12 protein-coding genes are annotated in these 21,105 nt (G+C 69.4%); 4 read left to right on the top strand and 8 right to left on the bottom strand.

Features of this window, described 5'->3' with window-relative positions; translation table 11 throughout:
• The first annotated feature begins 71 nt into the window (after positions 1-71).
• Positions 72-2,132 carry an MMPL family transporter gene (locus tag ACIA5G_RS22645; protein ID WP_395926166.1) on the top strand — a complete coding sequence of 687 codons (2,061 nt, stop codon included), beginning with the start codon at positions 72-74 and terminating at the stop codon, positions 2,130-2,132.
• A gap of 1 nt (position 2,133) precedes the next feature.
• On the opposite strand, the gene ACIA5G_RS22650 is transcribed toward ACIA5G_RS22645, so the two are convergent.
• From ACIA5G_RS22650 to ACIA5G_RS22665, 4 genes are all read right to left on the bottom strand, one after another.
• Positions 2,134-3,666, bottom strand: a complete 1,533-nt coding sequence (locus tag ACIA5G_RS22650; RefSeq protein WP_395926168.1) for a hypothetical protein — start codon at positions 3,664-3,666, stop codon at positions 2,134-2,136.
• A gap of 41 nt (positions 3,667-3,707) precedes the next feature.
• A complete protein-coding gene (locus ACIA5G_RS22655) occupies positions 3,708-6,044 on the bottom strand; it encodes a GH92 family glycosyl hydrolase (protein WP_395926170.1) in 2,337 nt (778 codons plus the stop codon).
• Between the two features lie 107 nt (positions 6,045-6,151).
• Positions 6,152-8,323 carry a 3-hydroxyacyl-CoA dehydrogenase NAD-binding domain-containing protein gene (locus ACIA5G_RS22660; protein WP_395926172.1) on the bottom strand — a complete coding sequence of 724 codons (2,172 nt, stop codon included), beginning with the start codon at positions 8,321-8,323 and terminating at the stop codon, positions 6,152-6,154.
• Between the two features lie 8 nt (positions 8,324-8,331).
• Positions 8,332-9,543 (bottom strand): acetyl-CoA C-acetyltransferase, encoded by a 1,212-nt coding sequence (locus ACIA5G_RS22665; protein WP_395926174.1) that lies wholly within the window; start codon positions 9,541-9,543, stop codon positions 8,332-8,334.
• Between the two features lie 149 nt (positions 9,544-9,692).
• On the opposite strand from ACIA5G_RS22665, the gene ACIA5G_RS22670 reads away from it, so the two are divergent.
• The 3 genes from ACIA5G_RS22670 to ACIA5G_RS22680 all read left to right on the top strand — a co-directional run bounded on the left by ACIA5G_RS22670 (position 9,693) and on the right by ACIA5G_RS22680 (position 13,011).
• Positions 9,693-10,871, top strand: a complete 1,179-nt coding sequence (locus ACIA5G_RS22670) for a TetR/AcrR family transcriptional regulator (protein WP_395926176.1) — start codon at positions 9,693-9,695, stop codon at positions 10,869-10,871.
• Between the two features lie 95 nt (positions 10,872-10,966).
• Positions 10,967-11,161: a hypothetical protein gene (locus ACIA5G_RS22675; RefSeq protein WP_395926178.1), complete on the top strand. Its 195-nt coding sequence runs from the start codon at positions 10,967-10,969 to the stop codon at positions 11,159-11,161.
• Positions 11,162-11,286: 125 nt separating this feature from the next.
• On the top strand, positions 11,287-13,011 hold the full coding sequence (locus ACIA5G_RS22680) for an aKG-HExxH-type peptide beta-hydroxylase (RefSeq protein WP_395926180.1): 1,725 nt from the start codon (positions 11,287-11,289) through the stop codon (positions 13,009-13,011).
• Positions 13,012-13,102: 91 nt separating this feature from the next.
• On the opposite strand, the gene fxsT is transcribed toward ACIA5G_RS22680, so the two are convergent.
• The 4 genes from fxsT to ACIA5G_RS22700 all read right to left on the bottom strand — a co-directional run bounded on the left by fxsT (position 13,103) and on the right by ACIA5G_RS22700 (position 21,102).
• A complete protein-coding gene (gene fxsT, locus ACIA5G_RS22685) occupies positions 13,103-17,572 on the bottom strand; it encodes an FxSxx-COOH system tetratricopeptide repeat protein (RefSeq protein WP_395926182.1) in 4,470 nt (1,489 codons plus the stop codon).
• Positions 17,573-18,637 (bottom strand): AAA family ATPase, encoded by a 1,065-nt coding sequence (locus tag ACIA5G_RS22690; protein WP_395926184.1) that lies wholly within the window; start codon positions 18,635-18,637, stop codon positions 17,573-17,575.
• Positions 18,638-18,644: 7 nt separating this feature from the next.
• Positions 18,645-20,048 (bottom strand): hypothetical protein, encoded by a 1,404-nt coding sequence (locus ACIA5G_RS22695; RefSeq protein WP_395926186.1) that lies wholly within the window; start codon positions 20,046-20,048, stop codon positions 18,645-18,647.
• Positions 20,049-20,190: 142 nt separating this feature from the next.
• The gene (locus tag ACIA5G_RS22700; protein WP_395926188.1) at positions 20,191-21,102 is read right to left on the bottom strand and encodes a hypothetical protein; all 912 of its coding nucleotides are present in this window, start codon (positions 21,100-21,102) and stop codon (positions 20,191-20,193) included.
• Between the last annotated feature and the right edge of the window lie 3 nt (positions 21,103-21,105).

Raw genomic sequence — 21,105 nt, forward strand, 5'->3', positions numbered from 1 at the left:
GCCGGGAGCACCGGAAGTGTCCTCCCGTGCTCGACGCGGAGTAGGGGCGCTCTCGCGAATCCTTGTCCACCATGGACGCCATCACTCGCACCACCGGGGGACGGCTGGCGCGCCTGGCCGGCTGGGCGCAGCGTCACCGGTGGCTCGCCGTCGCACTCTGGGCGCTGGTCCTCATCGGCGTCACGTTCACCTCCCGCCTGGCCGGCAGCGCGTACCACGACGACAACTCGCTGCCCGGCACCGAATCCCAGCAGGTCGTCGACCTGCTGCAGAACACCGCGCAATCGGGCGCGAGCGCGCAGATCGTCTTCAAGTCCGACAGCGGGCTCGCCGCGCAGAGTGCCACGGTCGAAAACATTCTGGGAAATGTCCGATTGCAGCCGCACGTGCGGTCGGTGACCGGGCCGTTCGACAGCCCGGCGACGCTGTCGGAAGACGGCCGGATCGGCTACGCCACCGTGGCCTTCGACGCCGCGTCGACCGACCTCCCGTACGACGACATCGTCAAGTTCGTCGACACCGCGAAACAACCCGGTCCTCTCCAGGTCGCCCTCGCCGGTGATCCGGTGAAGCGGGTCTCCGAAGGCGGCGGACCCGCTGAGGGTGTCGGGCTGCTCGCGGCGCTGGTCATCCTCGTGTTCCTGTTCCGCTCGCTGCTCGCGGCCGGCCTGCCGGTCATCACCGCGGTGTTCGCGGTCGGCAGCACGCTGGGTGTGATCACGGTCGTCTCGCACTACGTCGACATCGCGAGCTACACCGCGCCGCTGATGATGCTGGTCGGGTTCGGCGTCGGCGTCGACTACGCGCTGCTCATCTTCTCCCGCTACCGCAGCGAGATCCTCGCCGGCCACGACCGGGACTCGGCCGCCCGGCGCGCGCTCGACACCGCCGGCCGCTCGGTGCTGTTCGCCGGGACGACGGTCATCATCGCGCTGCTCGGCCTGCTCGCGCTCGGGCTCGGCGGGCTGCGTGGAGTGGCCGTGGCCGTCGCGCTCACCGTGCTGATGACGATGCTCGCGTCGGTGACGCTGCTGCCCGCGCTGCTGTCACTGTTCGGGAACCGGCTCGAACGCGGGATCCACCGCCACGCCGCGAAACGTGACCACGGCAGGATGTGGCGACGGCTCGCGGACGGCGTCCAGCGGCGTCCGCTGGCCCCGCTCGCGGTCGGCCTGGCCGTCCTCATCGGGCTGTCCGTTCCGGCCGCCGGGATGCGGCTCGGCTTCGCCGACTCGGGCACCGATCCGGCCGGATCGACCACGCGCCAGGCGTACGACCTCCTGGCCGAAGGCTTTGGGCCGGGCTTCAGCGGACCACTCGCGATCGTCACCGAAGACGGCGACACCGCCGCGCTGCAGCAGCGGCTCGCGTCGACGCCGGGGATCGCCCGCGCGCTGCCGCCGATGGGCATGACGGTGCTCGTCTTCCCGACGACGTCACCCCAGGACGAGGCGACGGCCGAGCTGGTGACGCGGCTGCGGACCGACGTCCTGCCGACGCTGCCCGGCCACTACCTCGTCGGCGGCTCGGTGGCGGCCGCAACGGACTTCGCGAGCGCTGTCGCCGATCGGCTGCCGCTGTTCGTACTGGTTGTCGTCGGGCTGTCGGCACTGCTGCTGATGGTCGTGTTCCGGTCGATCCTCATCCCGCTGAAGGCGGCGTTGCTGAACCTGCTGAGCATCGGCGCCTCGCTCGGCGTCATGACGCTCGTGTTCGGCGACGGCTGGTTCGGCGCGCAGGCCGGCCCGATCGAGGCGTTCGTGCCGGTGATGATCTTCGCGATCGTGTTCGGGCTGTCGATGGACTACGAGGTGTTCCTCGTGTCGCGGATGCACGAGGAGTGGCGGCGCACCGGCGACGCGCGGCTGGCCGTGCGCGAAGGACTCGCCTCGACCGGCGGTGTGATCACCGCGGCCGGCGCGATCATGGTGCTGGTGTTCGGCGCGTTCCTGCTCGATCCGTCACGGATGCTCGCACAGTTCGGCCTCGGCCTGGCGGTCGCGGTGCTGCTGGACGCGCTGGTGATCCGCTGCCTGGTCGTCCCGGCGATCATGCGGCTGCTCGGGGAACGTGCGTGGTGGCTGCCGCGGTGGCTGGACCACCGCCTGCCGCACGTCGCCCTGGAGCCGTGACTCAGCGGGACAGCCGCTGCGCCACCGTGGCGGCCAGGCGCCGGGCCGGTTCGCACAACCGGTCCGGCGGCTCGTCCCGCTTCTCTACGTCGACGAGCACGAGTTCGTCCGTCTGCTCGTGCTTCTTGTCGACGTAGGTACGGTAGATGATCGAGACGGTGCAACTGGTGTCGCTGCGCTGTGCGGCCTGCACGCGCGCCGCGAAACCGGGCAGCGGGACCGCAGCGCCGTCCACCTGGTCGGCGGCCGTCCGGTCGAAGATCACCTTCGCGACCCCGGGCCGGTCCGTGTACTCCCACGCGCAGCCCCAGTGCGCGAAGGACGGGTTCAGCTCGATCGGGCCGGGGCCGACCGCCGCCGTCACGGCCGCCGAGTCCAGCAGGGCGCAAGCGTCCTCGCTCGCCAGCGACCCGGCGTCCAGCGTGCGGCGGTCGACCTGGCCCTTCCGCAACGTCACCAGCGCGCTCGAGGTGACGGCCTCGGCCATCCCGCACAGGTCGACCTTCTCGTCACCCTGCTCGTCGGCCTGGACGACCACCTGCTCGTCGTCCGGCAGGACCAGGAGCCGGGTGCAGCTGTCCGGCCCGGCGGGTGGGCGCTGGATGCCGATCGCGCCCTCCCGGTGCACCGGGACGCTGGAGTCTTCCTCGCCCTGCGCGAAGTCGACCCGGACGTCGACGAACTGCTCACGGTCCTTCGTCAGGTAGACCATGGCGTCGCAGCGGTCGAAGTTGCCGTAGTGGTCCGACGTCTCCACCAGGCCGTAAGCGCTCAGCGCGTCGGCGTAGGTCAGTGCGCAGGGGTCCGCGGTCCGAGGGTCGCCCAGCAGCGACTGCGCGGGCGCGGCGCCGGGGGCGCTGACGAGCTTCAGCACGACCGGCACCGCCGCCGCGAGCACCACCATCACCGCCACCGCGCACAACAAGGGCGTCCGCCGCCTCACCACCCAGCTCCGCTTCGCCGGTGCAGCGGGCACCGGCAGCGTGATCCAGGCCCGCTCCGACGTCTCCTTCACCTCGACCTGGATCGGCCGGTAGTCGTCCGCGTGGTCGCCGTGGCGGACCACTTCGTCGTAGATCCACTCCGAGGAGACCAGCGCCAGCATCCGGTCGGACTCGGCCAGGGCCGACTTCAGCTCGGCGGCGTCGAGCAGACGGCGCGCCTTGATGATCGCCGGTGCGGTCGCCTTGCCGTCGTGGAAGAGGACTTCGCCGGCGTGGACCGCCGCCCGGAGCCGCATCCGCGCCTGCCTGCGATGCCGGGCGTTGTACGCGCGGAGCCGGTCGGCCAGGACCTGGGGCACCCGTTCCACGAAGACCGCCTTGGCGACCTTCGCCGGGACGAGGACGAGCAACTCGTCGCCGCCGTCCTCGACGTGCAGCCCGCGCCACCGGACGCCGGCCTCGCGGAACGCGGTCTTCACTGCGTGGAGCAAGCCCCGCCGCATGGCCACACGATCCGGCGTCGTCCGGTCCGCGGCGCCGAACCCTTCGACGTCGACCACGAAGATCGTCCGATGGACCGGCGCTGCCACGCGGCGACGGTACTCGCCGCCCGGTCACCACGATCGGGTGATCAGCTCCCCCAGGTCGTCGGCGTCTCGGACAGCCGGAAGTCCAGGGTGCCGCCGGTGCGCAGGAAGGACGCGTCGAGCTTCCAGTCGCGCTGCGGCCGTCCCCCGCGGCGGACGTCCTGGACGTACTTCCCGCTGCCGGACGTCGTGATCCGGATCGGCGCGGCGCCCGCCGGCCGGATCACCGCGCTCGGGAAGAGCGGGCTCGAGAGCAGCAGCTCCGCCGAGCCCGGCGTCCGCGGGTAGAGGCCGAGCGCGGCGAAGACGTACCAGGCGGACATCGTGCCGAGGTCGTCGTTGCCGGGCAGGCCGGACGGCCCGGTGCCGTACACCGAGTTCACCAGCTGCCGCACGGTCTCCTGCGTCTTCCACGGCTGCCCGAGCTCGTTGTACAGCCAGGGCGCGTGGATGTCGGGCTCGTTGGTCGGGTCGTACTTGAGCGGGCCGCCGCCCTTGAGCTGCCAGTTCCCGTTCGCGTCGTGGAAGAAGCCGTCGAGCCGGGTGACGGCGGTGGTCTTGCCGCCCATCGCGTCGGCGAGGCCGGAGACGTCCTGCGGGACCATCCAGGTGTAGGCCGCCGCACTGCCTTGCGCGAAGCCGCGGTCGCTCGCCGGGTCGAACGGCGTCACCCAGCTGCCGTCGACGTTGCGGGCCTGCGTATAGCCGGTCTCTTTATTGAATACATTTAGCCAGTAAGCCCCCCGGGCGCGCAGCTCTGCAGCCTCGCGAGTGCGGCCGAGCTGCTCTGCGAAATGTCCGATTGCCGAGTCGGCGACCGCGTCTTCCAGTGTCTCGGCGGCGCCGCCCCAGCAGTGGCAGACGTCGTTGGGCGCGTAGTGCGACGTCAGGTACTGCGCGAGGTTCGGGCGCTGGCCGACGCACTGGCCCGGGCAGCCGCCGTCCTGCAGACCTTCGGGCCGCGGGACCGTCGCCTGCTTGTACAGCGAATCGAACGCGCCGCGGTAGTCGAAGTTGCGGACGCCCATCGCGTAGAAGGTCGCGATCGTCGCCGCCGACGGGTCGCCGGTCATCACGTGCGTCGCGCCGTTGACGTGCACCCAGCGGTCCCAGACGCCGTCGTTCTGCTTCGCGTAGTTGTAGAGCGACTGCGCGAAGTTCCCGGCGACGCGCGGTTCGAGCAGGGCGAGCAGCTGGATCTGCGCGCGGTACTGGTCCCAGCCGGAGAAGTTGGAGTACTGCGCGTCCTGCCCTCGTTCGACGCGGTGGACTTTTTGATCCATCCCCAGGTACCGGCCGTCGACGTCGCTGACCATGTTCGGCTGCTGCAGGCCGTGGTAGAGCGCGGTGGTGAACGCGATGCGCTGGCCGGCCGTGCCGCCGCTGACATCCACCCGGCTCAGCTCGGCATTCCAGGCTTTCTTGGTCTTCTCCGCGACGCTGTCCACGGTTGACCTGTTCGGCTGCTCGGCACGCAGGTTGCGTTCGGCGCCTTCGAGGGAGACGTACGAGACGGCGATCCGCATGGTGACGCGGCTACCGGGCGCGAAGGTGACGTATCCGCCGGAGCCGCGTCCGGCCCGGTCCGCGCCGGTTGCGTACCCCTCGCCGCCGGTCTGGTCGGCGCCGCCCGGCTGCAGCGTCTTGTCCTTCCACGTCCCGGTGCCGGTGACGGGCTGGTCGAACTGCGCGGTGAAGTACAGACGGTAGTAGGACTTGCGGTTGTTGACCCCGCCGTTCGCGCGGCGGCCGCAGAACGCGCCGGTGAGCACGGACCCGGTGACCTTGCGGTTCGCCGCGTCGATGTGGGTCTCGGCGTCTTCGCTGCCGTTGAGGGAGTTCGACGTCCGGAAGAGCAGGCTGGCAGGCTTGCCGGCCGGGTATTGCATGGTGCCGATCGCGGTGCGTTCGGTGGCGGCGACGTCGGTGGTGACGCCGTTCTGCAGGCCGAGACGGTACCGTCCCGTCGTTGCCGCTTCGTCGGCGTGGCTGAAGTTGCTCGCGTAGACCGCGTCGGTGGTGTCGGCGGTCGGCGAGGAGGTGACGTCGCCGGCGAACGGCAGGATCGGCACGTCGCCGGCGGCGCCGGGGTTGCAGCCCGCGCCGTTGACGTGGGTGAGGCTGAAGCCGCGGAGCCGGGTGGTGTCGTACTGGTAGCCGTTGGCGGCGCCGGTGCTGGTCTGGTCCCCGCGCGTGCTGGTGGGGCTCCAGGCGAGCATCCCGAACGGCGCGGTGGCTCCGGGGTAGGTGTTGCCGTCCCCGGCGGAGCCGATCAGCGGGTCGACGAAGTCGGCAGGGCTCAGGTCAGCGGCTGCTGACATCGTTGTCAACGTCGAGGCGAGCAGAGCGGCGGCCAGTGCCACCGTGACGGGACGGCGCATGGGCGGAGATTAACCCGCGTCCGGTGGCTTTCGGGCGAACGGCAGCGGACAAACAGGCGGACACGACGAAGGCCGCCACCGAAGTGACGGCCCTCGACGTTCAGTCCTTATTCGTAGATCTCGCCCTTGGCGGCCTTGTCCACCAGCGACTGCGGCGGCTCGAAGTGGTCGCCGTAGCGGGCGGCCAGCTCACGCGACCGGTCGACGAAGCCCTGCAGACCACCCTCGTACTGGTTGATGTACTGGATGACACCGCCGGTCCACGCCGGGAAGCCGATGCCGAAGATCGAGCCGATGTTGGCGTCGGCCACCGACGTCAGCACACCCTCGTCGAAGCACTTCACCGTCTCGAGGGCCTCGGCGAACAGCATCCGCTCCTTGAGGTCCTCGAACGGGACCTCGGCCGAGCCGGACTTGAACGCGTCACGCAGCCCCGGCCACAGCCCGGTGCGCTTCCCGTCCTCGCCGTACTCGTAGAAGCCCGCGCCCGTCGAGCGGCCCTTGCGGTCGAACTCCTCCACCATGCGGTCGATGACGCCCTCGGACGCGTGCGCGTTCCAGGTGCCACCGGCCGCCTCGATCGCCTCGCGGGTCTCCTTGCGGATCTTGCGCGGCAGGGTCAGCGTCAGCTCGTCCATCAGCTGCAGCGGCGGCGCCGGGTAGCCGGCCTGCGAACCCGCCTGCTCGATCGACGCCGGCTCGACACCCTCGCCCAGCGCGGCGACGGCCTCGTTGATGAACGTGCCGATGACGCGCGAGGTGAAGAAGCCTCGGCTGTCGTTGACGACGATCGGGGTCTTCTTGATCTGCAGCGTGTAGTCGAAGACCTTCGCCAGCGTCGCCGGCGACGTCTTCTCTCCGCAGATGATCTCGACCAGTGGCATCTTGTCCACCGGCGAGAAGAAGTGGATCCCGATGAAGTCCTCGGTCCGCTGCACGCCCTCGGCGAGCGTGGTGATCGGCAGCGTCGAGGTGTTGGAACCCAGGACCGCGTCGGCGTTGACGACGCTCTCGATCTCGCCGAACACCTTGTGCTTCAGCTCGACGCTCTCGAACACGGCCTCGATGACGAAGTCGACACCTGCGAAGTCGGCCGGGTCACCGGTCGGCTTGATCTTCGCCAGCAGCGCGTCCGACTTCTCCTGCGTGGTCTTGCCGCGCGAGAGGGCCTTCTGCTCGAGCTTGGCCGCGTAGCCCTTGCCCTTCTCGGCCGCCTCCTGCGAGACGTCCTTGAGGACGACGTCGATGCCCGCCTTCGCGGACACGTACGCGATCGCGGCGCCCATCATCCCGGCGCCGAGCACGCCGACCTTCTTGGCCGTGTACTTCTCGAAGCCGTCCGGCCGCGAGCCGCCGGAGTTGATGGTCTGCAGGTCGAAGAAGAACGCCTTCGTCATGTTCTTCGAGACCTGGCCGGTGGCGAGGCTGATGAAGTAGCGCGTCTCGATCAGGATCGCGGTGTCGAAGTCGACCTGCGCACCCTCGATCGCGGCAGCCAGGATCGCCCGCGGCGCCGGCATGTTCGCGCCCTTGATCTGCTTGCGCAGGTTCGCCGGGAACGCGGGGAGGTTCGCCGCGAAGCTCGGGTTCGACGGCGTGCCGCCGGGGATCTTGTATCCCTTGACGTCCCAGGGCTGGACGCCGCCTTCGGGGTTGGCCTTGATCCACGCCTTCGCGGCGGGGACGAGCTCCTCGACGGTGTCGACGACCTCGTGCACCAGGCCCAGCTCCAGCGCCTTGCGCGGACGGTGGCGCTGGCCCTGCAGCAGGACGTTCAGCAGCGCGCTCTGGATACCCAGCAATCGGACAGTGCGCACAACACCGCCGCCGCCGGGCAGCAGGCCGAGCGTCACCTCGGGCAGGCCGATCTGGCTGCCCTTGGCGTCGGCGGCGATGCGGTGGTGCGTCGCCAGCGCGATCTCGAGGCCTCCGCCGAGCGCGGCGCCGTTGATCGCCGCGACGACCGGCTTGCCGAGCTGCTCGATCCGCCGCATCTGGCCCTTCATCAGGCCGGACGACTCGGTGAACTCGACCGCGTTCTCGGGCTTGGCCTGGATGAGGTCGTTCAGGTCGCCACCGGCGAAGAAGGTCTTCTTGGCGGACGTGATGACGACGCCGGTGATGGAGTCCTTCTCGGCCTCCAGGCGGTCCACGGTCACGCCGAGCGACTCGCGGAAGTCGGCGTTCATCGTGTTCGCCGACTGCTTCGGGTCGTCGAGGGTCAGGGTGACGATGCCGTCTTCGTCCTGCTCCCAGCGGATGGTCTTGCTCTCGGCCATTTCCGTCCTCACACCCGCTCGATGATGGTGGCGACGCCCATGCCGCCGCCGATGCACAGGGTCACCAGGGCGCGGCGCGCCTGGCGGCGTTCGAGCTCGTCGACCACGGTGCCGACCAGCATCGCGCCGGTGGCGCCGAGCGGGTGGCCCATGGCGATCGCGCCGCCGTTGACGTTGACCTTCTCCTCGTCGAGGTGCAGGTCCTTGATCCACTTGAGCACGACGGACGCGAACGCCTCGTTGAGCTCCCACAGGTCGATGTCCTCGGGCTTGAGGCCCGCGGTCTTCAGGACCTTCTCGGTGGCCGGGGTCGGGCCGGTGAGCATGATCGTCGGCTCGGAGCCGATCGACGCGGTCGCCACGATCCGGGCGCGCGGCGTGAGCCCGAAGGTCTTGCCGATCTGCTCGGAACCGACGAGCACCAGGGCGGCGCCGTCGACGATGCCCGAGGAGTTGCCGCCGGTGTGGACGTGGTTGATCTTCTCGACCGAGTGGTACTTCTGCAGCGCCACGGCGTCGAAGCCGCCCAGCTCGCCGATGCCGGCGAAGGCGGGCTTGAGCTTGCCGAGGCCCTCGACGGTGGAGCCGGGACGGCGGTGCTCGTCGTGGTCGAGGACCGTGACGCCGTTGATGTCCTTGACCGGGACGACGGACTTGGCGAAGTAGCCGCCGGACCAGGCCGCCTCGGCCTTCTCCTGCGAGCGCACGGCCCACGCGTCGACGTCCTCGCGGGAGAAGCCCTCGATGGTCGCGATCAGGTCGGCGCCGGTGCCCTGCGGGACGATGTAGTTGTCGTACGCGGTGGCCGGGTCCATGAACAGCGCGCCGCCGTCGGAGCCCATCGGCACGCGCGACATCGACTCGACACCACCGGCGATGATCAGGTTGTCCCAGCCGGAGCGGACCTTCTGCGCGGCAGTGTTGGTGGCCTCCAGGCCGGAGGCGCAGAAGCGGTTGAGCTGCACGCCCGCGACGGTCTCGGGGAGACCGGCGTTCAGCGCGGCGGTGCGCGCGATGACCGCACCCTGCTCGCCGACCGGCGAGACGACGCCGAGTACAACGTCGTCGATCACGGCGGGGTCGAGGTTCGGGTGGCGGACCTTGAGTTCGTTGATCAGGCCGACCACCAGGTCGACCGGCTTGGTGCCGTGCAGGGCACCGCCCTTGTTCTTGCCGCGAGGCGTGCGGATCGCCTCGTAGATGTAGGCCTCGCTACTCACAGAACAACTCCTCGCGAGCGGGTGGGACGTCTTCGTACCGTGGCCGATGATACCGGCCAGTAGGGCTAATGGCCATTAACATATCGCTGGATAACCCCATGGTGTCAATGGGTTGCAGGTGTGCCGTTAGCCGCTATCGTTCACTCACGATGACCGACTCCGTACGTGCTGCGCGACCCCGCGACCGCAAAGCCCAGCTGGCTGCGGTGGCGGCGGAGCTGTTCCGCGCGCGCGGTTTCCCCGGAGTCGGCATCAAGGACATAGCGGACGCGGCAGGCGTCACCGGGCCGGCGCTGTACCGCCACTTCGCGGACAAGCAGGCGATCCTGGCGTACGTCGTCCTGAGCGGCTTCGAGGACCTGGAGGCGGCGACGGCGGAGGCGCTGTCCGACTCCGTTTCGCCCGCTGACCAGCTGGAAGACCTGCTGGGCCGGCTCGCCACCCAGGCCGTCGAACGCCGGGAAATCGCCGCGCTGTGGCGCTGGGAAGGCCGTCACCTCCCCAAGGAGGACCAGCGGGAGATCGCCCGCCGTTCAACGCTGGCGTTGACGGCGTGGTCGAAGGCGCTCCAGGTCCGGCGCCCGGATCTGCCCGGCGAAGACGCGGAGCTGCTCTGCTGGGCGGCGCTGTCGGTGTTCGGCAGTGTGTCGGTGCACCACACGTCGGTGGCCCGCCGCCGCTTCGCTCAGTTACTGGTCGAACTGGCCCTCGGTGTGCTCAACGCCACACTCCCCACGCCGTCTTCACCGCCGTCTTCTCCGGCGCTCAGCCTGGGCACCCCATCCCGCCGCGAGCAGGTGCTGGCGGAGGCAACGGCGCTGTTCGCCCACCGGGGCTTCCACGACGTGAGCATGGAAGACATCGGCGCGGCGGCAGGCATAGCCGGCCCCAGCGTCTACCGCCACTTCCCGAGCAAAGCGGCCCTGATGGTGGCCATCGGCCACCGCGCAGCGGACCGGCTCGCCTTGGCAGCCGAGCGAGCACTACAGGCCCCGGACGAGCGCACAGCACTGCACCAACTGGCGGCGTCGTACGTGCACACGATTCTGCACACGCCGGAACTGCTGGTGTCGTTCTCGGCGGACCGCGTCACGATGCCGGACCGCGACAAGGCGGATCTGTTGCGCGTGCAGCGGGATTATGTGGCGCAGTGGGTCGTGCTGCTGTCGTCGGTGCGTCCTTCACTACCGCCGCGCGAAGCGAAAATCACGGTGCACGCGGCGCTGACCATTGCGAACGACCTGGCCCGCACCCGCCGGGTTGCCGGGCGGCCGCACTTCGCGGCGGAACTGACGACCTTGCTGCACACGGTGCTGGGCATCGCCTGAACGGCCCAGTGCGTCCGTCCCTGTCGCAACCGCACGAAATGCGGGACAATGAAATCGGGCCGACGGGGTCCGTTCTCCCTTCGAGAGGGGAAATCGTGACGCAGGTACCGCGCTCCGGCGGCGAAGCGGGAATCGAATCCGAACTGCTCGACCTCAGCGAGGTATCACTGGCCCGGTTGCGCACGCTCGACGGCAGCCAACTGCGGCATGCACTGCGCCACACGATGGAACGGGTGGCCTACGTCCAGGTCACCGCGAGCTCTAGTGGCGGAGCCAAACGGGTCGACTGACGACGGAGTGCGCCGTGCTCGGAAAAAACCCCGGAGCTGACCGGAAACCTGTGATACTGCCGCCACATCGCCTGCCATGGGACGATTTCGACTCCCTCGCGCGAGGCGAGGGCGGGCCTGAACCGGTGCGTCGGCTTCGTGCGGCCGAGCGCAGCAGAAGATTGCTCCTCCTGCGCGGCCTCGTTGATCTGGCGAACAAGTCCCACGACCGGTTCGGCCCGTTGTCCGCCCCGGAATCGGCCTGGGAACTGCTGGAGTGGGTGCAGCGCACCGCTCCCGAATCCGTCGAACGGATTCTCGCTCATCCGTACACGGGCACTTGGGCGGGCTACACGACACGTTTGTTCCACCAGCAGATAACCGGCGTGTGCCCGATGTGGGTGCACACCGGGCACGTGCACTGCCTGGCGGCCGCGGCCGCGGTGCACGGCGGGCTCGACTTCGACATCGACCTACCCGTCTGGCAGGGGCGCGTCCCACTCCCGACGCTCGGCATCGCGCACCTGACCACGGACGAGCCGTTCTCGGTCGCCGAGATCCACAGCCGGGCCGGCGAGACCGTGGTCGAAAACTGGTACTCCCGGGTGCTCGTGCCCGCGGATCCGGCGACCGACGCGCCGGGCTGGTCGGGCATCCGTCGTGCGGATGTGTCGACCGCGGGTCGCCGGCTGTCGGTCCGGCTCGACGACCTCGATCCGTATCGCGGGCTCTACGAACCCATCCCCCCTCGCCGACTCTCCCAGACCGAGGTCGGCTCGTGGCGCACAGTGCTCGGCGACGCGTGGGGGCTGCTCGTGCGGCACCTGCCCGAGGTCGCCGATGCGCTCCCGGACGGCCTGGACTCCCTGGTGCCGGAACCCGCCGTGCCGTTCCGCCAGCCGAGCGCGTCGACCGGGGAGGCCTTCGGCAGCGCCGTCATCGCGTATTCGCCGGACCCGGCATCCCTGGCCGCCGCACTGGTGCACGAGTTCCACCACATTCGGCTCGGCGGGATGCAACACCTGGCCCGGTTCACGGAAAACGACCATAGGGAACGGCTTTACGCGCCGTGGCGGGATGATCCCCGTCCGATCAGCGGTGTGCTCCACGGAATCTACGCGTTCTTCGGCGTGACCGGTTTTTGGCGGCGGCTCGCGGCGCACGAACCGGAAAACGACCTGGCGGCCTTCGAATTCGCCCTGTGGCGCGGGCAAACGTGGCGCACCTTGCAGATCGTGCGGCCGGACGAAGCGCTCACCGACCCGGGGCGGCGCTTCCTGGACATGGTCGCGGAGCGGTTGAAACCGTGGCAGCAAGAACCGGTAGCGCCGCCGGCCGCGACCATGGCGGCGACCACCGCCGCCGACCACTACGCGGGCTGGCGGGTCCGGCACCTGCGTCCGCATCCGGCGGCCGTCGCCGAACTGACCAGGTGCTGGCGCGCGGAACGGTCACGGCCCCAGGTGATGCGGCTCCTGGAGCCGTCGGGCCCGACCCCGGTCCCGGACGGCACCTGGCACGACGCACGCGCCGACCTGACCCGGCTCAGTCTCGGGCCCGGCGGGAAGCGCCTCTTGGCCGAGAACTGGCGCTCGGTACGCGGCGCGACGGCCGCCGACTACGACCTGACGGACGGACGTCCCGAATCCGCTGCCGCGGGTTACCGCGAGCAACTGGTGTCCGCACCGGACAGTCCCGCCGCGCTGGTCGGCCTCGGCCTGGCCCTTTCGGCCCGCGGCACGAGCCCGGCGGCCCGGGCACTGCTGCACCGCCCGGAACTGGTCCGTGCGGTGCACCGCGAACTTCGCGGTCCAGGCGACGCCCCGACACCGGAAGCGGTCGCCGCCTGGATCGGCCGGTTCACCCACTGACCCGGCGCGCGTCCGAGCAGTTCATGGAAACCTGCAGCACAAAGGTGCCGGCAGCCGAAGCCCCGACGATCCGGGGCTTCGGCGACGTCACCTACAGCGGCATCGGGTCGATGTCACAGTCCGCGCGGACCTTGTTGGACGCGTTGATCGTTCCCGGGTGAGAATCGCCCAGTACGAGACGGTAGCGCTCCATCACGTCTCGGTAGAGCTCGTCCGCTTCACGATCTTCGCCGAGCGCGCCGAGGTCGAGGGAACGGTTCAGCTGCGCGGCCAGTGTTGTCGGGTGGTCCTTGCCCAGGATTCGCCGTGACCGGGCCAGCATCTCCTCGTCGATCGCTGCGGCCTCTTCGATCCGCCCCAAGGCGGAAAGGTCACTCGCCACGTCGATCGCGCAGACGATCGAGTGCGGGTGGTCCGGACCGAGCAGCGTGCGCATCTGCTCGAGCGAACGCTGGTCGAGCACCTGCGCGCTGGCCGGGTCCCCGCTCAGGCGCATCGTGACGCCGAGGTCCAGCGCGGCGGACAACGTGTGCGGGTGCTGCTCGCCCAGGCTTTCCCGGTAGAGGTCGAAAACCTCCTCGCCGAGCGTCCGCGCTTCCGTGAACTGCTTCGCGTGCCGGAGGTCGATCGAGTGCCCGAGCGCACACGCCAGTGCATTCGGGTGCTTGTCACCGTAGCGGACCTTGAACAGGTCGAGGGCGGCTCGCGAAAGCTCCAGCGCCGCGGGGTGGTCGCCGTCCTTGCGGGCCGCGACAGCCTGGTGGTACCGCCGGCGCAGGGTGCCGACACTCTCTTCGCCGTAGAGCTTCACCGCTCGTTCGGCGATCCGCTCCTGCTCGATCCGGGCCCAGGGGTACTCGCCGAGCTCACGACGGGCGATCACGAGCAGCACCTGCGTCGAGATCGTGGCGTCGTTGTCGTAGCCGAGGATCTGCGAACGACGCTCGTAGGTTTCCTCTGCCAGCCGGCGGGCTTCTTCGTACTCACCGGTCAGCAGCAGGGCGACGACGAAGTCGTGCGCCGCGTTGAGCGTCATCGGGTCGTCGTCACCGAAGAGACCACGCGTCTTGACGAAGGTCCGGTCACCGAGCGCCCGCGCCTCGGCGAATTCACCCTTCGCCTTCAGCACGACGGCGACCGACAGCTCCGCGTTGATCGTCTGCTCGGCGTTCGCCCCCATGGTCTCCTGATAGAGGTCCAGGGTGCGTTGGGTGACCTCGGCCGCCTCGGTGTACCGGCCGACCACCCAGTAGTAGAACCCGAGCCGCTCGGAAGCCTGCAGCACCTGCGGGTTCGCTTCGGGGCGGTTCGCCGGGTCACCGTGCTCGGCGTCGGCGTCTTGGGTCGTCCACGCCCGCACGGCGCGTTCCGCCAGCACGAGCGCGCCGTCGTGGTCACCCCAGTGGTAGAGGAACCGCATCAGGTTGATCACCAGCAGGCGCACCCAGCGGTCGTTGCATTCGACCAGCTCGGCGGAATAGACGTGGGGCAGCAGGATCTGGTAACGCGGCCAGTGCTTCGGGGAGGCCGGGTCGCGCGGATCGAGGTTGGCGATCAGCATGTGCGCGCCGTGCCGCATGTGGAAACGGTCTTGGCGGCTCAGCCGGTTCCGCAGGACCACCTGGACGAGCCGGTGCAGTACGAGCGTGTCATTGCTGTGGTCGATCTTCGCCAGGCCGAACCGGTTGATGTCGCGGATCGCGCGGCCGAGCTCCATCGGGTCACGCAGAGCTTCGTCCAGCTCCGTGGAAATTTCGACCCCGCGGACACCGGTGAACAGGCTGCGGGAAATCGGTTCCGGCGCGAAGAACGCGCACACCTGCAGGAGCTGGTGTGCAGCGGGGTTGCGCCGGCTCAGCTCGTCGAAGGAAACGTTCCAGGCCGCGGCGACGGACGCTTCGTAGTCGGTCGGCGCCGATGTCGCCAGCACCTCGGTCACCTTTTCGTCGAAAAGGCGCAGGTATTCGCGCACCGGCATCCCGGTCTCCGCCCGCCACGCGGCGGCTTGCGCGATCGCCAGGGGGAGGTCGCCCAGCTTGTCGGCGAGTTGGTCGGCTTCGGCATCGGAGATCTCCGGCCCCCGACGACGCAGGAGGTCGATGCTCTCCGGCCGGTCGAACACGGCGACCTCGAGCGGGCGGGCGATGTCGACCCAATCCGGGTTGCGCGACGTGACCAGGATTTCCCCGGGTCCGTTGACGGGGAAGAACCGGCGAACCATTTCCGGATCCTCCGCCGAGTCGAACACCAGCAACCACCGGCGGTACGGGCGCCCCCGCCGAAGTGCTTCGCTCACCGCCGGGACCGCGGTGATCGCCTCTTCGCTCCCGGGCAGCCTGAGGTGCTGCGCGAGCTCGGTCAGGGACGACCGGATCTGCGTCTCCTCCGTCGCCTGGATCCACCACACCAGGTCGTAGTCCTGCAGATGCCGGTAGATGAATTCGACGGCCATCTGGGTCTTGCCGATACCGCCCATGCCGTGCAGAGCGGCGGGCAGCACCGCGGTGGTCCCCGCACCCAGGCGGGCCCCGAGCAGGCCGAGCAATTCGTCCCGGCCGGTGAAGTTCGGGTTCTTGGCCGGTACTCGTCCCCACACCGGTGGGGTGTCGTCGGCCGCCTGCCGTTCCTGCCGCTGCAGTGAAGCCACGCCCGACGCGGCACGCGCCCGGGGCTCGACACCGCCATCGCCGGACGCCGGACGCGTCACCGAGGCACCGGGACTGGTGGAAACAGGGGCGGCATGGTCGCTCGGGAGACCGGCAATCCGGTCGGGCGCCTGGGACATGGTGTCACTCACCGGTTCGAGTCTAGAGTCTAAAGTGGATACCCGAGTAGGGCCTTGCTGTTCTGCGCCTGCCTCTGCTTCGATAGCGTCAAGGCGTCCTGCGCGCGAAAGGTATGGGCCGGACAACGCAGCCATCAAGGCACGCTCGTGGGCTACTTCCCGCGCGGTTCCCGGCGTGGGTTCAGGGTCGGGAGTACTGTCCGGCTCCTCGAGTGCGTCCCGCAAACGGGTGAGAAATCCACCCGCGGAATCGCCGAGTCGCTGCGCCGCCAATACCGCCTGCACGGTTTCCGATCGGCGAGCGCCGCTCAGCAGCAGTTCCCGCACCTGGTGGGGGTAGTCCCAGTTCGCGGTATCCCACGCGACCCCGGTCGTGCGTTCCAGCAAACCGCTGGTGAACACCTCGGCCAGGTGAGCGGGTTCCGAGCCGGGCATCAATTCGGCCTGGAGTGCCCGGGCGACGCCGACCGTCACCGGAACCGCGGCGAGCAGGGTTGCCAGCCGATAAGCCGACGGCGACGCCTGACCCCGAAAGTTCTTTACTTGATCGCGGGCCGAAAATTCGTCGAAGCGGGGGGCCGGCTCGTACACGCGCGGCGGCTGCGATCGGTCCCGGGCCAGCAGCACCTTGGCCGGTCGTGTTTCTTCGCCGCCGCTGGTGACCAGCCCGGCCCACCAGCGCAGCCACCGCGGCTTGAGCTCCAGCACCGGTACCGGCACCGCACCCGCGACCAGCCCAGCGGTTCGCTCCGGATCGACCCAGCTGTCCGGCAGTTCGAGCCCGTATTGCCGGTTGGCGCGCAAGGGGCCGGAGGTCGTGAGCACGGCGCGATGCACGTCGAGCCCGCCGCGCGGCCAGAGGCGTTGCGGCAGCAGATTCAGGATTGCCACTGGCATCGCCCGGGCCCATTCGGCCAGGAGCGGCGACACGAGATCACGGCGCCAGGCGTCGTCCATCCCGTCCGTCAGTACCAGGACCAGCCTGCGGCCGGACGGGTCGAGCACTTCGGCCGGCCCCCGCACAGGCGTCTCCAGAGTGCCGCCGTGCAACTCCGGCTCGATGACCGTGCCGTCCTGAACCTGTCCGGCCTTGGCCGTGTCGAGGAGCCGGAGCTGGATCGATCGGAACGCACCGAGCCGTTCCACCAGTCCGACGAAAGCCGTGACCGTCGGCTTCCACAGCGCCAAGGACGGCGCTGCGTCGATCACCAGAGTCAGGTCCAGCCACTTGGTCCGCCGCCGGCGGGTGATCGGCCACCAGCGTCCGCTTTCCGCGGCATTCTCCGCCGTGCGTTCCTCGTCGAGCTCGATGTCACCCGGCTTCCGGGACCGTACTTTCCGTTTGAACGGGCGGAGCGCCCGGACGATGTCGGCGCTGTCGGGCAGTACGGAGCCGGCGGCACCGGACACCGGCTCGTCGTGCTGCCCGCCGGGCACCGGCGAAACCGGCTCCCACATGCTCGCGGGCACTCCACGCTCCTCATTCGACCGCACTTCGCCGTCGATCTGTTCGATCACCACACCGGGCAACGGCCGATGACCGGACGGGCTCTCGGTTCCGGCGCCGGACTCGTGGGGCCACGACGCCGGGGGGCCATCGTCCGGCTGCTCCCGTCTTTCGGGAACGGGTTCGGTTTCGGACTGGTCGGGTTCGGAGGACACCGGCGCTTCCCTGTGCTCGAGGTGCGGGGTTCGCCCCTGCATCGCAGCGGCGAGCCATAGGGCGTCGGCCACTTCGTGCCACGTCAGGTCATGGGCGTCCGGCACTCCGGCCATTCAGGCCCCCGGCGAGTTCAGGTGCTGCCAGAGCGCGTCCACCAGCCGCGGCCACGATTCACCATCCTCCTGATAAGCGCCCGAGGTCGCGAGGTACAGCGCGTCCAGCAGTTTGTCGGCCGGCGGAGCCCCCTTGGCCCTGCTCCGCTCCACGAACTCCTCGATCAACCGGGACCGGTGCTCGTTGTCCGGGTCGAGGGCGTGCGCGGTCACCATGGCCGCGAGCTGATCGGCGCTCGGCGTCTTCGTCCGGTACTGGAGACACCGGCGCAGGAAAGCCGGCGGGAATTCGCGCTCGCCGTTGCTCGTGATCACGATGATCGGGAACGCGGCACAGCGCACCCGGCCGCCGTCGATCCGGGCCCGCTGGTCCTGGTCCGCGGTGAAGACTTCCACCTCCGGAGCACGTCGCGCGGCCCGGGTCAGTTCAGGGATGGCGAACTCCCCGTCTTCGAACAGGCTGAGCAGATCGTGCGGGAGGTCGGAATCGGACTTGTCCAGCTCGTCGATGAGCAGCACGCGTGGCAGCCGCCGGGGCAGGAACGCGGTGCCCAGCATGCCGAGCCGGAGGAAGTCCCCGATCGGGAGCTCCTCCTCCGTCCCGCCCGGCGCGGCGCCGGCCGGACCCGTGGCCGCCGCCTGCGCCCGGCCGATCGCGTCGTAGTCGTAAAGCCCGGATCGCAGGTCCGTGTTGGAGGTGATCGGCCACCGCAGCACCCGGCCGAGCCGCAGCTCCCGGCTGATCCGGTAGGCGAGGCTCGACTTCCCGCTGCCCGGACGGCCGGTGACGAGCAACGGCCGGCGGAGGTAGATCGCCGCGTTGACCATTTCGATCTCGTGCGGATCGACGTGCAGCGCGGACCGGTGCTTGCGGCCGAGTCGCCGATCGGTTTCGCCGTCGTCCTCGGGAACGACCTCGACCTCGGGGAGCGGACCGCCGTCGAAGGTGCGCCACGGTGGCGCCGACGGCAACAGGTCCGCCAGTCCGATGTCGTCCAGCGGGTGTCCCGTGCCGCGATAGATGCACCAGGCTGGCGTGGTCTCGGAATTCTGCGTCGACGTCATCGGCGGCTCACGTCCGCGCAGGGCCATTCGGCGCATCGCCGACCAGCCGACCCGGATCGTCCCACAACACCACCAGATCACGAAGAATGTCAGTACTGAACGGCACTTCCCGATCGGAGAAAAGCGCTTGCCGGGACCACTGGGTGCGGGACGGCAAATCCCCCAGCCCATTGGCACCGGCAAGCCACGATACCACCTCGCGCAAGGCGTCCACACCGGCAGTCGGGTGCCACACAAGAATCGGCAACCCGGCTCGCAATGCCGCGAAAAGCTGATCTTGACCGGGTACCGGGTTGACCGGCGGAGACTCCGTCAGCACCATCATGACCCACTGTTCGTCGCTCAGGATGGCGTCCAGGCGATGCGGCTCTTCGGTGTCCTTGTCATGACAGAAATACACCCGATCGACGGAAGGATCCGTCTTCAGCACCTGCCACCGCAATCGCCATCGGCGATGCCATTGACGTGTCTCGAGCCGTTCCAGTGAACGAATCACGATGGGGTACGAGATGAACAACGGGCTGGGATCACCCGAACGGCGGTCAGTCGACCAGGAATGCACCGGAAGATTCAGCAACGTCCGCGGGAGGACGAACTCGAGCGCCACATCCGTGGCCAGTCCCGCCCAGTACTCCTCGGCCTCGCCGATGAGCGCGCTGACCTGGTCCTCGAGCTCGTCCGCCCAGGCCAGGCGCGCATTGCCGCGCGGCGGGGGCCACTCCCCCGGTTCGTCCTGCCGCCAGGGCGAAAGCTGGTAGCGACCGGCTTCGATGCCATCCGGCTCGATCACGATGACCAGGTGGAGCCGGCCGGGTGGTGCGTGCGCACCACTCCCTTCACGGAGCTGGCGGAGCGCGTCGAGCAGCCGTAACCGGCGCGCCTGGCGCTCCGCCCACTCGGTGAGCGTGTCTCCCAGCCGGCCGCCGCAGCCGGCACCGACGAGCTCGACGAAGACGAGAGCAGGCGGAAGTTCCGCGGGCGCCGAGTTCATATCGGTCAGATCGGCAAAAGCGGTCCAGGCATCCTCATAACGCGGTAGCGGCAACGCGCTGTCACGACCGGCCCGTCGTACGGCCACCGCCAGTCCCGGTGGCGCCAATCCGGTGAGCAACGGCCGGATCCGATCCTGCTCCGCCTCCGGGATGACGTCGTGCAACCACGCCGTCGACACCAGACGGCGGATTTCGGCGCATTCCGGAGTGCCGGGGCGCAACAACTCGAACACGTCGGCGAGAGCGCTGAGCCCGTCCTCCGCCTGAACGCAGGCATTGACCAGTTCGAGCAGTTCGTCCCGCGGGGAAAGCTGGTCGGAAAAGGTGAAACGGCACCCCAATACGGTCTCGATTTCGTGAACCAGGAGCATCCGGCGGGCCTTGTCGTAGCCGAACCCCGCGTCGGCCAGCACGTCCACCAGCGCCTTTCGGACCGCTAGATTGGCGCGCCCTCGCCGTGCCGACACCTGCCGAACCACCTCCCGCCCCCGCGGAGCCGCCCCGAAGATCGTGAGTTTACCTATTCGGCGGACCCGCGAAAGGGCAAATCGTGGACAAGACTCACCGCTCCTCCCCGGACAGGCGCTCGATGATCACGGCCAGGGCAGTCACCTGCGGCGATTCCGGTTCGAGCGCGCGGATGGCGGTCAGCAGATCCGCCAGTCCGCCGTCGAACCGCTGGCAGGTCCGCGCCAGCGCGATCACGTGGAACCGGTCTTCGGGGTGGTGGGGAACGAGGTCGGCGATTTCCCGCCTGGGAAGCATCTCCAGCACCAACCGGCGGCTTTCGCCGTTCCGCACGCACGGCACGGCGAGCAGAGCGGAGACCAGCGCCGGGAAGTCCGCCTTCTCCGGCACGGATACCGGCTCGACCACGAGCGGGCCGGTCGTCCTGCCGCCCAGCAACCGGAGCCACGCGGTGGTGGTGGTTTCCTTGACCACCACCGGAATCCGCCGATAGTCACCGGGAGCCGCGGCCGGGTCCTCCGCCACGACGTCGTGGTAGAAGGTGTCCGAAGCCACCAGGGCGAGTTCCGCACCCGTGGCCTTCTGGGCGGCCTTGGCTTCAGGCGCGTCGAGGAGCCGGAACGTGAAGCTGACGGCTTTACTGACCGAGCCGTGGCCACCTTGTTGCACCTCGCCGGCGTTCAGCGCGAGCCGGAAGTGCATGCGCGACGTCTCGGAGTGCACCACGTTGTAGCGGCGCAGTTCGGCGTGCATGCGCTCGGGCAGCTGCGCGACCAGGTCCACCTTGGCGATCTCCGGCGGCAACAGGATCATCGCGCCGTCGCCGGTGTTCTCCACGAAGCAGACGTCCCACGGGATGCCGGTCTCCGCGAACGTGCCCTTCAGGACCGCCCAGAGTCCCTCGTGCACTTCCCGCAGGTCGGCCAGGGTGCGGCCCGGGTCGTTGTAGCCGGCGATGTCGACCGCCAAGATCGTCCGGTGCAGCGCAGCTGGATGCGAAAGCACAAC

Origin of the sequence: Amycolatopsis sp. NPDC051758 (assembly GCF_044453095.1) — a bacterium.
Classification (GTDB): domain Bacteria; phylum Actinomycetota; class Actinomycetes; order Mycobacteriales; family Pseudonocardiaceae; genus Amycolatopsis.